The sequence below is a fragment of the Pseudoteredinibacter isoporae genome (assembly GCF_011602085.1).
In the GTDB taxonomy this organism is placed as follows: Bacteria; Pseudomonadota; Gammaproteobacteria; order Pseudomonadales; family Cellvibrionaceae; genus Pseudoteredinibacter; species Pseudoteredinibacter isoporae.
Genome location: NZ_JAAONY010000003.1, coordinates 528888 through 542657, shown reverse-complemented (window position 1 = coordinate 542657; position 13770 = coordinate 528888). Strand labels below are relative to the sequence as shown.

7 protein-coding genes are annotated in these 13770 nt (G+C 50.2%); all 7 read left to right on the top strand.

Features of this window, described 5'->3' with window-relative positions:
* Window positions 1–705: 705 nt before the first annotated feature.
* Window positions 706–3231, top strand: a complete 2526-nt coding sequence (locus tag G8768_RS18695) for a flagellin N-terminal helical domain-containing protein (RefSeq protein ID WP_166847709.1) — start codon at window positions 706–708, stop codon at window positions 3229–3231.
* Between the two features lie 74 nt (window positions 3232–3305).
* On the top strand, window positions 3306–3680 hold the full coding sequence (locus tag G8768_RS18690) for a flagellar protein FlaG (protein ID WP_166847718.1): 375 nt from the start codon (window positions 3306–3308) through the stop codon (window positions 3678–3680).
* Window positions 3681–4041: 361 nt separating this feature from the next.
* On the top strand, window positions 4042–6567 hold the full coding sequence (locus tag G8768_RS18685; RefSeq protein ID WP_166847721.1) for a flagellin N-terminal helical domain-containing protein: 2526 nt from the start codon (window positions 4042–4044) through the stop codon (window positions 6565–6567).
* 79 nt (window positions 6568–6646) lie between these two features.
* Window positions 6647–7027, top strand: a complete 381-nt coding sequence (locus tag G8768_RS18680) for a flagellar protein FlaG (protein WP_208020262.1) — start codon at window positions 6647–6649, stop codon at window positions 7025–7027.
* Window positions 7028–7196: 169 nt separating this feature from the next.
* The gene (gene fliD / locus G8768_RS18675; protein ID WP_166847725.1) at window positions 7197–10643 is read left to right on the top strand and encodes a flagellar filament capping protein FliD; all 3447 of its coding nucleotides are present in this window, start codon (window positions 7197–7199) and stop codon (window positions 10641–10643) included.
* A 215-nt stretch (window positions 10644–10858) separates the two neighbouring features.
* Window positions 10859–12316: a sigma-54-dependent transcriptional regulator gene (locus G8768_RS18670; protein ID WP_166847729.1), complete on the top strand. Its 1458-nt coding sequence runs from the start codon at window positions 10859–10861 to the stop codon at window positions 12314–12316.
* A 237-nt stretch (window positions 12317–12553) separates the two neighbouring features.
* The gene (locus G8768_RS18665) at window positions 12554–13756 is read left to right on the top strand and encodes a sensor histidine kinase (RefSeq protein ID WP_166847734.1); all 1203 of its coding nucleotides are present in this window, start codon (window positions 12554–12556) and stop codon (window positions 13754–13756) included.
* Window positions 13757–13770 lie beyond the last annotated feature (14 nt).

Below are 13770 nucleotides of genomic sequence, written 5' to 3'. Positions count from 1 at the left end.
TGGTCGAGCGGCAAATTTTCGTTGAATGGCAAGGGAAGGAGCGGAAGTGAGTTGCCGTATGTCATTAATATTTCGAATTTTTTCCGCCTTCAATTTATCGAAGGTTGTATGTTTTTTGTTCGTGCTTAGAGGGCGCTGTACCTCCTTCTTTAATATAAGAAGGTTGAAACCTCGGCCAAAAAATCAATATTTTGCGTCTGAATTGGGATCAGGAAAAATAACGATGAAAAATATGACAAACAAATTTTTATTGTCTATATATAGAAACCGTAATCATTGTCTTATCTGGTATAGCCACGATTATTTCTGATAGGCCAATGAGTGCTCAATAGACTGGAAGCCCGTTATTTAAGGGCTCCTGGCGAATTTTAAGGATGTTCCTGAGAAACCGATTTGCTACCCCTCCTTATTAGAAACCCTGATCTTTATGGGTTCTCTGTTTAAAAACGCGACAAGCGGTCAATATCCCGTTAAAGCATTTTCCCCTACTGCCGTTAAGACCATTGAAACATTTTGCTTTGGCAAATATGGATCAGGATGCAGGTGCCAGCTTTGGTACAGATTGTGCAACCGGTGGTTTTCCAATTTCGGAAGTATCAAAGATTGAACAATCATCTTCGTCAGAATGCACGATTGGGCGTCTTGGTCAAAAAGGTCGCGAGCTTGCTTAGGCAGGAACGCAGGTAATCTCTAAGGAGTAATGATATGGCTTCGGTTATTAATACAAATATGGCGTCGCTGACAGCGCAACGTAACTTGAGTAGCGCTCAAGGTGCTCAAGCGGATGCCATGCAACGCCTGTCTTCAGGTCTACGAATTAACAGCGCAAAGGACGATGCTGCCGGTTTGGCAATCTCCACTCGCTTCTCTTCACAGACCCAGGGTTTGGCGGTGGCAATCCGTAACTCGGGTGATGGTATCTCTTTGGCGCAAACCGCCGAAGGTGCTTTGGGTACCATGACAGAATCTTTGCAGCGTGTACGTGAACTCGCTCTGCAGGCAGCGAACGGTACGAACTCCGCTTCTGACCGTGAAGCTCTGAACGCAGAAGCTCAGCAAATGATTGCTGAAATCACACGTACCGCAAAAGAAACCAACTTTAACGGCCAGAAGCTGTTAGATGGTACCTTCGATACAAAATTCCAGGTAGGCGCCAACGGTGGTGAGACCATCGATGTTCAGGTTTCAGACTTGAGCGTAGACAAGCTGGGTGTGTCGGACCAGGCAGGTGTCTCTGCTGTCGGTACTGACTCAGCATTGGGTAACGGTGATTTGATCATCAACGGTGTTTCAATTTCCACTTCATCCGCTGCTGATGACGATGCCTCAACTGATAACGCAGGTGCTTCTGCGATTGCTAAAGCAGCCGCAATTAACAAGCACACTGATGAAACCGGAGTGAGAGCAGTTGTAGACGAAAACAATGTGGCAGGTTCTGTGCAAACAGCGGGTGCCATTACAGGTCAGAGCTTGACTTTAAATGGCGTCTCCATTCAGGTCGACACTACCGGTGACGCAGCGACTACTCGTGCTGCAGTAGCTTCAGCAATAAACGCCGTCTCTGAGCAAACTGGTGTTAAGGCTGTTGATACTGAAGATGCGGCAACAGGTGTTACTTTGCAAGCTGCTGATGGTCGTAATATTGAACTGGACTTCGGGGCGGGTGGTTTAACCGCTGCAAATACAGGCTTGGCTGCAGGTGGCACTTATGAAGGTGGCTTTACGCTGATCGCCGAAGGCGACACTAAAACCATCGATATTGATGGTGGTAATGGAACTGGTAATGGTGATATTGCTAACGCCGGTCTGGCGAAGGGCGAATACACACCAGGCGTGAGTGCAGTAAGTGCTTCCGCTAAAACTGGTGACGTAGGTACGGCCGCTACAGCTGCGACGGGTACAATTGATTTGTCTAACTTCCTGGCGGATAACTCAGGTGGTGGCCCTCACACCGTAGTAGTAACGGTAGATGGAACAGACCAGACTTGGACATTTGATGCGGATTTGTCCGGTGCGGGTGCGGACAATGATGACATTATTGCTGATTTGGCTGGCCAGAGTGGCATAACCTTAACCGCAGTTAACGGCGGTGCTGCGCAGGATGGTTTGTTTACCATTACATCCAGCTCAACCGGTGCTACTTCCACATTGGCAACAGGTGCAACGGCTGGTAACGGTGCGGGTACTGCAATCACTGGGTACACGGCTGGTGCAGACTTGGTTGGTCCTTCTGACCGAGATTTGGATGCCGGTGATCTTGTGATCAATAACGTTGCAATTAAAGCTGCGCAGGCTGGTGATGATACGGCTTCTTATGCCGATGCTGCGAGTTCTTCCAAGCAAGCTTCCGGTATTTCGATTGCTGCGGCGATCAATAAGTCTACGAGCGAGACAGGCGTTTCGGCTGAAGTGAATGCTACTGAGTTTGTGGGTGGTTCCAGCACCACGGCACCAGCGGCAGCCGGTTCGGCGGGCGGTGTAGGTAACACCGGTGCCGTATGGGTGAATGGTGTTGAAGTTAGCTTGACTGTTCAGGCAGACGCCGGTTCAAGTCGTGCCCATGCCCTGGAGCAGATCAACAAAGTATCTGGCCAGACAGGCGTTACTGCAGCCGACAACGGTGAGAGTTTGACTCTGACAGCGGCTGATGGCCGAAACATTGTATTGGCATTCGATACCAATGATACGACTCCTGCTGATGGCGTAACAGCAGCTCACTTTGGTTTGGGTGGAAGTGATATTTCTTCCTCAGACCTGGCAAGTAAGACCGATGCCGATGCTGCAGCGGTTACGACATACTCAACCGTAACCCTGACAGGCGCTGGTGATATCGAAGTAGGTGCGGGTATCAATGGCAGTACTGCTCTGGATGAGTTGGGCTTCACAGCCGGTAACTTCGGCGGCGGTGAAGACGGTACTTTCTTGAAAGATATCGATCTGACCACAGTCGATGGTGCAAATGCGGCTCTGACTGCAATCGATAACGCTCTGGACACTGTGAATGCTCAGCGTGCAGACCTGGGTGCGATTCAAAACCGCTTTGAAACCACCGTGAAGAACTTGCAGGTGAATGCTGAGAACCTGACGGCTTCGAACTCTCGTATTCGTGACGCTGACTTTGCTGCTGAAACGGCTGAGTTGTCCCGAGCTCGAGTTCTACAGCAGGCAGGTACGTCAATCTTGGCCCAGGCCAATGCCCTGCCAAACCAGGTGTTGTCACTGCTCCAGTAATTCAGGGGTAGGTAACCTAGAGGAACGGGGAGTCACAGACTCCCCTGACCAAGCAGCGGCCTGAGGAAGATATTATGAACGAAATGCAAACCTCTTATACAGCGACCCAGCTAAGTGTTAAGCCTAGCGAGCCGGTTAAGCCTGTAGCGAGCAATGCTGGTGTTCAGACTCAGGTGTCTGCTGAACCTTCCATTGAACAGGCAGCGCCCAGTTCAGAGGCGGTACAGCAGGACTTGGAAAAGGCCGTTTCTCGTTTGAATGATTATGTGCAGTCCACTCAGCGAGATTTGAAATTTTCCATGGATGAAGATACCGGTCAAACCGTTATTACGGTAACTGATCGCTACACATCCGAAGTCATTCGCCAGCTGCCGGATCAGGTGGTTTTAGATTTGGCAAAGAAGTTAAACCAGGAAGAACCTTTAAAGCTCTTTAGCGCTCACGCATAAATTGACCGGTCAGCTGAATTATGTTCGGTTGACCGGTTAAGCTAAGCAAAAAAAGACAAACGGTTTTTCAACGTTACCAGAGGATTTTTAAAAGAGACATTTAACGATACCGTAGTTCGATAAAAGTCATAAGTTTCAAGAGATTAAATATTTTTGTTAGCCATAACAAACACCGATTCGAACGCATATTTAAACCCTTGAAATAAAAATTCTTTAGAGAACGCGATCTGTTTCATTCGATGAATGGTTTTATGGCCGCCTAAATTTTCAACGATTAAGGCCGCCAAACCAAGAGAATCGGATGTAAATGGGTTGCGTGCTCGCGTTTGCGTGTACGCCTTTTTTGACAAAGGTGTTTGTTATGGCTTCGATCATTAATACCAATATGGCGTCGTTGATGGCGCAACGTAATTTAAGCAAGTCGCAGGGTGCGCAGGCTGAGGCCATGCAGCGCCTGTCTTCGGGTTTGCGCATAAACAGCGCAAAGGACGATGCGGCAGGACTTGCAATTTCCACTCGTTTTTCTTCTCAAACCCAGGGCCTTGCCGTTGCAATACGTAACTCCGGTGATGGTATTTCTCTGGCTCAAACCGCCGAAGGTGCCCTGGGCACGATGACGGAATCTCTACAGCGTATCCGCGAACTGGCTTTGCAGGCAGCGAATGGGACTAACTCAGCTTCGGACCGGGAAGCACTGAACGCTGAAGCGCAGCAAATGATTGCTGAGATTACCCGCACAGCAAAAGAAACCAATTTCAATGGCCAGAAATTGCTGGACGGAACTTTTGATACCAAATTTCAAGTGGGTGCCAATGGTGGCGAAACCATTGATGTTCAGGTGGCCGATTTGAGCGTGGATAAACTCGGTGTGTCGGACCAGTCGGGTGTTTCGGCGGTTGGTACCGATTCCGCGCTTGGAAATGGTGATTTGATTATTAACGGGATTACCATTTCCTCATCGTCAGCAGCCGATGACGATGCCTCGACGGATAATGCCGGTGCATCAGCCATTTCTAAAGTGGCGGCAATCAACAAGCACACGAATGAAACCGGTGTAAGGGCGGTGGTGGATGAAAACACGGTAGCAGGTTCGGTACAGACTGCCGCTGCGGTTACCGGTGACAGTTTGACATTGAATGGCGTCGCCATTCAGGTAGACACAACCGGTGACGCCGCGACAACTCGCGCGGCAGTCGCGTCAGCAATTAATGCGGTTTCTGAACAAACCGGTGTAAAAGCAATCAATACCGATGATGCCGCAACCGGTGTAACTCTGGAAACCGCTGACGGTCGTAATATTCAACTGGATTTTGGAACGGGTGGTTTAACGGCTGAAAATACCGGTCTGGCTGCAGGTGGAACCTATGAAGGCGGGTTTACCTTGGTCGCCGAAGGCGATACAAAAGTGATCGGCATTGATGGCGGAAACGGTACAGGCAATGGTGATCTGGCGAATGCCGGCTTGTCGAAAGGTGATTATTCCCCAGGGGTTAGCGTTGTCAGTTCATCTGCGAAGACGGGCACTCCGGCGGGAACTTCGGGTGGAACAGCGGCGACGGCGGCAACCGCCACGATTGACCTTGCTGCTTTCGCCGGCGCGGCTTCTGGCTCGGATATAGAACAGACGATCACTCTGGATGGTTCGGAGATAACGCTGACTAAGGTGGACGGTACCGCAGCGTATGCCGATGACACGGCCTTGATTGCCGATTTGGCTTCACAGTTTACGGCCGCGGGATATACCTTGACGGACTCGGGGGGTGATGATGATAAGTTTACGATTACCGCAAATACTACGGGCGCAACCACAACGATTGCAGCGGGTACCACCGGGACGCCGATAACGATTGATGCGAGCACAGATGGTACAGACGCCGTTGCTGGCACCCCAACGGTACCGGATCGAGATTTGGATGCGGGTGATCTGGTGATCAACAACGTTGCTATTAAAGCGGCTCAAGCAGGCGATGATACGGCGTCTTATGATGACGCGGACAGTTCAACCAAAGAAGCATCCGGTATTTCGATAGCAGCAGCGATTAATAAGTCCACTGGCGAAACCGGGGTCAGTGCCAATGTGAACGCCACTGAATTTGTCGGCGGCTCAAGCACTACGGCGGGTACGGCGGGCAATACTGCAGCGGTCTGGGTGAACGGCGTTGAAGTGTCCTTAACCGTGCAAACCGATGAAGGCTCGAACCGAGCCCATGCTCTGGAGCAAATCAATAAAGTCAGTGGACAAACCGGTGTCATTGCTACCGATAATGGTGAAAGTCTGACTCTGTCTGCAGCGGATGGCCGCAATATTGTGCTGGCCTTCGATACCAATGCCGGTGGCACTGGAGGGGTTGCCAGTGATTTTGGGCTGGCGGGGTCGTCCGGTATTTCTTCTTCTGATATCACTACCGCAGGCGGTACCAAAGCTGACGCTGATGCCGTTGCGGAAACCACCTATTCAACAGTAACACTGACCGGTGCTGGTGATATTGAAGTCGGCGCGGGCATAAACGGCAGCACTAAACTTAATGAACTGGGTTTCACCGCTGGCTCTTTCGGTGGCGGGGAAGACGGTACCTTCCTGAAGGATCTTGATCTCACCACCGTGGAAGGTGCCAATGCGGCCCTAACGGCGATCGATAATGCTTTGGATACGGTCAATGCCCAGCGCGCTGATCTCGGTGCCATTCAAAACCGTTTTGAAACAACGGTGAAAAATCTGCAGGTCAATGCTGAAAACCTGACGGCCTCGAATTCGCGTATTCGCGATGCTGACTTCGCCTCCGAAACGGCAGAGTTATCGCGTACTCGGGTTTTACAGCAGGCCGGTACTTCAATCCTGGCCCAGGCTAATGCCTTGCCTCAACAAGTGTTGTCACTGCTTCAGTAAGGGTTGGCAACAGGAGAGGGGAGTCTTGGTCATTCGTACCGGGGCTCCCAGGTATCCGCAAGAAACTGAGGAATAGGCTATGAACGAAGTGCAATCCAGCCATGCTGCCATGCCCAGCCGAACTTCAGCCGTTAGACCGGTAGAGAAACCGACCAATGGCGGCAAAGATTTGCCTCCCGGGGATGGAGAGACTACAGAAATCGTTAAGGAGGCCGTTAACCATAATGAGTCTGTACAAAAGGATTTGGCGCAAGCGGTCTCTCGTTTGAATGAGTATGTGCAGTCCAGTCAACGAGAGTTGCAGTTTTCAATGGATGAAAGCACCGGGCGCACGGTCATTACGGTGATTGACAGGAATACCTCCAAGGTAATTCGTCAGTTACCCGATGATGTTGCCCTGGACTTGGCCCGAAAATTGAATGAAGAAGAGCCGATAAGACTGTTCAGTGCTCATGCCTAGGTTGCCCACAAGGCGAACGGGCAAAGGGTTCATCAATACCCGGAGTCGTCGCAGTCCATGGCCCGCAAGGGTCTGTTTTCAGTGATAAGCCCCACCCCTGGGGCTTGTCGCGGTTAACACCACATAAAATCAGAGATTGGAATATCGCTCGGTATTCGGGGAGTTAAACATGGCCAGTATTTCCTCCGTTGGTGTGGGATCAGGCGTTCTAAATAATGATTTGATCGATCAGCTGATCGAGGCGGAACGCAGCCCGACGGATAAGCGTCTGGACACTGAGAAAGTTGACCTCGAAACTAAAATTTCCGAACTGGGTAATATCAAAAGCGCCGTATCGAGTTTGCAATCGGCGGTGAGTTCTTTAACCCTGGCGTCCTCTTTTGAAACCAATACCACGTCAAGCAGCGATACGAACAAGCTAACCGCGACAGCCAGTAGCTTGGCCAGTGCCGGTGTCTATACGGTGGAAACCACGCAACTTGCCCGTTCCCAAACCCTGGCGTCAAAAACCTATGGCAGTCTGAACGATGTCGTAGGGCAGGGCACTTTGGTGTTTAAATTCGGCGAGGTGGAAACCACGCTTGCTGCGGATAAGAGTGTTACCAGTTTTGACAGCTTTACCCAGGACAATGCGCAAGCCAGCAAAAGCATCACTATTAATTCCGGTAATCACACCCTCGCGGGTGTCCGCGATGCAATTAACTCGGCCAATATGGGTGTCCGCGCTTCTATTGTCGATACCGGTGATGGTTTTCGTTTGCTATTTGAATCTGAAAAAACCGGTGCAAAAAATGGTTTTACCATCGAAACCCAGAACGCCAACAATGGCTTGGACGATTTTAATTTTAATCAGTCTGACAGCGATAATGTGTTGCATGCAACCAATGCGGTTGACGCAAACCTGACCGTAAATGGTTTGGAAATCAGCCGGGAATCCAATCAGGTTACGGGTGTAATTAACGGCGTTACATTGAATCTGCGTCAGACTTCTGTAGGCGAGCCGGTGACCTTAACCGTTGAAGCGGATATGGAAACCATCAATAAGCGCATGCAGGATTTTGTAACGTCCTATAACGAACTCAAAACCCTGACAAATAATCTGACGGCTTATAATGTTGAAGAGCAATCCGGCAGTATTTTTACCGGGGATCCCAGTGTCCGAAATTTGGAAAACCAGCTCAAGCGTATTTTGAGCAGTGCGATACCCGTAAGTGCCCAGGGCAGCATTAACTCCCTCGCGGAAATTGGAATCAAAACCGATAATAAAACGGGCATCATCAGCTTCGATTCCACTGAATTTACCAACTATGCCAGGAACGAACCCGAGGCCTTAACCAAATTATTTGGCACAACCGGTGTGGGTGCTTCCAACGTTGAATATATTCGTGGCAACAATCAAACCAAATCTGGTGACTACGATGTGGTGGTGACCCAGTTGGCCACACAGGGCGAGTTCAGTGGTAATGCGACAGCCGGTGGCTCCTATATTATCAATGCCCAGAATGACGACTTTAATATTAATATCGATGGTGTAACGTCCAACAGCATCACTCTGACCCAAGGAACCTATACCGGGTCTGAGTTGGCCAATCTTCTGCAAACCCAGATCAATGCCGACGAAAAATTGAAAGACAATGCCAAATCTGTAGCCGTCGAATTTGATAGCAGTAACAACAGTTTCAGCATTACCTCGGCCAGTTTCGGCTCCAAATCTTCCGTATCGTTTAGCAGTATCGACAACAATATGGCGGCGGAACTCGGGCTGTATACGCCCGGACAAGGGCCTAGAACTCTGGACCTGACCAGTGCGTTGAGCACTACCACCGATCTAAACAGTGCAGTGGTCATTGATAGCAGCAATGACAATTTCACCTTGAAGGTTGCCGGTATTGAAAGTGGCAATATTGCCATTGCCCAAGGCAGCTACGGTGACGGGGACAGTTTGGCGAGCGCCATTCAAAGTGCGATCAATGCGGACAGCAACTTGTCGGGTGAAGGCCTGGTTGCATCTGTCAGTTACAGCGGTGAGCAGGACGGTGGCCAATTCACCATCAGTTTTAACGATGATGAAACCTACCAATTGCTCTCGGCTGATACGGGGCTGGCGTCTTTGGGAATTAATGCCAATGTGTCGTCCACCAGTAAAGCGGATGCTCTGGCGAGTGCAGATACATTAGCGACGCCTTTCGTGGTTGATGCGAATAACGATACGTTCAGCTTGAGCTTAAATGGCACAAGCTACGATGACCTGCAAATTGCCCAGGCCACGTATACCACCGGTGCAGCATTGGCGACGGCGGTACAGAATGCGATAAATGCCCAAACCGGAACCGGAGAAACCGCGCAAACCTCTGCGGGTAGTGTGGATCTTTCCAGCCCGATTGATTTCAGTGCGGCTAACCGCAGCTTCACAGTGTCAGTTGATGGTGGTGCCGATGTTGAGGTTGTTGTAAATCAAAATGCTACGACAGATCTCAATGGGGATACCCAGATTGATGAGAACGACAACCTCAAGGCTATTCAGGATGCTCTGGATTCGGCATTAGGCGGCGGTGTTCTTACCGCGTCACTGGACTCCGGCAATCTGGTGTTGACAGGCAGCACCATTGGCAATAGCGGCAGCATCGATGTTAAACAGGATGGTCGCCTGGCGAGCTTGAGTGCAGGAAGTGTCGATACCAGCACCTTTGACAATACCACCGATTTTACGGGTGCAGCCTTTACGCTCACTTTAAATGGCGGAAGCCCGGTGAATGTCGATCTGAGTAGCATCACGGTACCCGCTTCCGGCCCCACGACCCTGCTTGCTGACATTCAGGCCCAGCTTGATACGGCGCTAGGCACCGCAGGCTTATCGGCCGGGGATATTGTGGTTAAGCAGAATGCCTCCAATCAGATCTACTTTGAAGGCATCAATGCTGCCGACGGCGAAACCCTGGCAATCAGTGGTATCAGCAATGACTTACTTGGCCTGACGGGAGTGACGGCTACTGCGGGTCTGGATGGCTTTGGCTTGAGTTCCGGTGTTAGCAATGGTGTCGACGGAAGTAATGCGACGGTCAGCTTTCAGGGAGGCAACCAGGAAGGTGGTTTGCGTATTGCCTTTGGCAATGGCGACAGTTTCAGAATCACCGCTGCGGAAGAGGCCATGGCCAGCAGCTTAGGCATAAAGGCCAGTGATGGTAGCGAAACCGATGTGGTCAAAGGCAAGGATGTGGCCGGTACCATCAATGGTGTTGCTGCCGTTGGCAGTGGCCAGCGTTTGACCGGACCTGAAGGAAACGATGCCTATGGTTTGGCTCTGCGAATAACCGGCGATGCTATTGGCAAACGCGGTACGGTGAACTTCAATTTGGGGTTGGCAGAGCAAACCGAGCGTTTTCTTGAGGCCGCACTCAGTACAACAGGTTTCCTGACGGAAAAGGAATCAGGCTTCCAGGCTTCCTTGAAGGAAATTTCCGAAGAGAAGGCAAAATTGGAAACCCGGATGGAAACCCGTCGCAGTTCCTTGAGTCGACAGTTCACTTATTACGATACGTTGGTTGCCCAGCTGAACTCTTCACTGGACTTTATCAAAGCGAACTTCGACGCCCTCAATGCCCAAAGTAACAATTAGTGCGGTATCGGATTTTTTCTTAAAAGCTGCCGCATTTTTCATCGATTTTTAGCGTTCTGCTTTAAATTATTGATTTTTCCTGTCATTTAATTGACTCCCGCCAAGGTATTGACTATTAATTACCATATGATTTCTGCGCAGTAATCGTGGTCAACTATGTGACAGTGACCACGGACTGGGCAAAAAATGTACGTAGGTAATGAGGAAGCAAGACAATGTGGCGAGACATCAAAGTGTTAGTGGTTGATGATGATGGGGAGCGGCGCCACAATTTGAAAGTGATATTGGACTTCCTTGGTGAGCCCAGTATCGCCACGTCTTTATCCGGTTGGCGAACCTTTATTGACAGCAGCGGCGAGCAGCCTGAAGAATTTGTCGCGGTGTTGCTTGGTGATTGCCAGGCCGACAGTCCGGCTCAGGAACAGATTCAGGAAATTCACGATTGGGACGCGAACCTGCCGATTATTGTTCTCGGTAAGAAGTCCGCTGATCTTGAAGCCTTGCGCGAAGGCCTGTCCAGTGAATTGCGACACAGCGTTGTTGCCGCCATTCACACACCACCAACGTATAATCAGCTGCTGGATACTCTGCATAGGGCTCAGCGTTATCGCGAAGCCAAACGCATGGCGGCCAGCTCAAATGGCCAGCGCCCTTCACATTTGTTCCGCAGTTTAGTCGGCACTTCCCGTGAAATTCAAACCGTTCGTACTATGATGTCCCAGGTCGCGGATAAAGATGTATCGGTGTTGATTACGGGAGAATCCGGTACCGGCAAAGAGGTGGTTGCTCGTAATCTGCATTACCATTCAGATCGTCGAGAAGAGCCTTTTGTACCTGTAAACTGTGGTGCGATTCCGCCAGATTTGTTGGAAAGCGAATTATTTGGTCATGAGAAAGGGGCTTTTACCGGAGCCATCAGCTCGCGGGCAGGGCGCTTTGAAATGGCCGAGGGTGGCACTTTATTTCTTGATGAAATAGGTGACATGCCCTTGAATATGCAGGTGAAAATTCTGCGGGTTTTACAGGAAAAAACGTTTGAACGTGTTGGTGGAAACAAGAGCATTCCCACCAATGTTCGGATCATCGCTGCGACCCACCGGAACTTGGAGAGCATGATCGAAGAAGGCAGCTTCCGGGAAGATCTGTACTATCGCTTGAATGTCTTCCCCATTGAGATGCCTTCTTTGCGTGAGCGCGATGAAGATATCCCGCTGCTATTGAACGAGTTGGTCTCTCGCCTTGAAAGCGAAAATCGCGGCTCCATTCGTTTTAATTCCGCTGCGATTTTGTCCCTTTGTCGTCATCAGTGGTCGGGCAATGTTCGCGAATTGGCGAATCTTGTTGAGCGCATGGCGATCATGTATCCCTATGGTGTAGTGGGGGTGCAGGACTTGCCGACAAAATATCGCCACGTTGAGGTGGAAGAGGAAGATTTCGGTATTGCGGAGGAATCCGGACCTCGCCAAACCAATGTCGTGAGCATGTTCGACACCACTTTATTGCCTGAAACCGGCATTAATTTGAAAGAATATCTGGCCAATCTCGAAAAGAGTTTGATTGAGCAAGCACTGGATGATTCCGGTGGTGTTGTGGCGCGAGCCGCAGATCGATTGACCATCCGTCGCACCACTCTGGTTGAAAAACTGCGTAAATACGGATTACAGCGCGGTTGAATCAGCAATAGAAACTCCACTCAAAAGGCCCGATTCTCGGGCCTTTTTTCGTTTTAAATCATCGTTCTCCGGTATCTTGCTGGCCTCTGATCGAGGTTTGTAGCTTGGGTATATTCTCATAGTCATTTGATTGTTTTTTAAATTGGCACTGGCTTTGCAGTAACCCGGTATCTGCGAAGAGTCGCCAGTTTTCCGGCACCTCGCCTGGTTTTTATTTGCTTGGGGTAAGAATTCACGATGCCTTCACCGACCGCTTTGGATGTTTCGGCGCTAGCGAAATCAAACATTGCCTTTGATTTTAATCCCGATGTCGCACGCCTTCAGGAGGCATTTACTCAGTTTAATGAGCTGTCCCAGCACTTGGCTGAATCCTATCAGTTGCTGGAAGACCGCGTCACTGAACTCACTGATGAACTGAACAGCGTCAGCCAGCAACGCATACAGGAGCTGGCGGAGAAGGAACAGTTGGCCAGCCGATTGGAAACGCTTTTGTCGGTATTACCCGGTGGCGTAGTCGTGCTCGACGATAAGGGGCTTGTACGCCAATGTAATCCTGCTGCGACATTGTTATTGGGTGAAGACATCAACGGTCGCCTGTGGCGGGACATCGTTCAGAATTGTTTTTCACCCCGGCAGAATGACGGGCATGAAGTCTCGACGCGGGACGGCCGCTTCTTCAGTATCGCGACTTCGTCCATCGATGAAGGAGGCCAGATTATTCTCCTGACTGACCAAACCCCAACGCGTAAGTTGCAGGCAGAGCTGAGCCGGCATGAACGACTTTCGGCAATGGGGCGTATGGTATCTGCTCTGGCCCATCAAATTCGCACGCCCCTGTCTACCGCGATGCTGTACGCGGGGCATTTGTCGTCCGGACAACTGTCTCCTGAGAAAAGTAATCAATTTGCTAATAAGCTAATGGGACGCCTGAGTCATTTGGAACAGCAGGTACAGGATATGTTGCTGTTCGCCAAAGGCGAACTGCCATTGAACGACACCATAGATTTAAACGATTTGTGCCAGGGCGTTCGCGAAGCAATGGAAGAGCCTTTGTCCAGCAGTGAGTCTCACTGTCATTTTATTCCTGCGGAGAATGAATGCTATCTGCGTTGCAATCGCGAAGCGCTGATTGGTGCCATTTTAAATCTGGCTAACAATGCCATCCAGGCCGTGACCAAAAACGCTCAACTGACGGTAGAGTTTATTGTTGGCGAAGAAGCTGTGCAGATTGTGGTGAGCGATCAGGGGCCTGGGATCGAACAGGCCGATGTGAAAAAAGTGCAGGAATTATTTTATACCACCAAATCCCACGGCACCGGTTTGGGGTTGGCGGTGGTGCATTCCGTTGCAAAAGCCCACGGTGGTCATTTTGAGCTGAGTTCAGCGTTAGGGCAGGGAGCGTCAGCAACGATCCAATTGCCATTGCTGCAACATTCTTAATGGAAACTCCAAAA

What these genes read in the sequence shown, in the direction of transcription:
- G8768_RS18670 (WP_166847729.1), top strand. Translation starts at nt 10,859, where the DNA reads ATGTGGCGAGACATCAAAGTGTTAGTGGTTGATGATGATGGGGAGCGG.
- fliD (WP_166847725.1), top strand. Translation starts at nt 7,197, where the DNA reads ATGGCCAGTATTTCCTCCGTTGGTGTGGGATCAGGCGTTCTAAATAAT.
- G8768_RS18695 (WP_166847709.1), top strand. Translation starts at nt 706, where the DNA reads ATGGCTTCGGTTATTAATACAAATATGGCGTCGCTGACAGCGCAACGT.
- G8768_RS18680 (WP_208020262.1), top strand. Translation starts at nt 6,647, where the DNA reads ATGAACGAAGTGCAATCCAGCCATGCTGCCATGCCCAGCCGAACTTCA.
- G8768_RS18685 (WP_166847721.1), top strand. Translation starts at nt 4,042, where the DNA reads ATGGCTTCGATCATTAATACCAATATGGCGTCGTTGATGGCGCAACGT.
- G8768_RS18690 (WP_166847718.1), top strand. Translation starts at nt 3,306, where the DNA reads ATGAACGAAATGCAAACCTCTTATACAGCGACCCAGCTAAGTGTTAAG.
- G8768_RS18665 (WP_166847734.1), top strand. Translation starts at nt 12,554, where the DNA reads ATGCCTTCACCGACCGCTTTGGATGTTTCGGCGCTAGCGAAATCAAAC.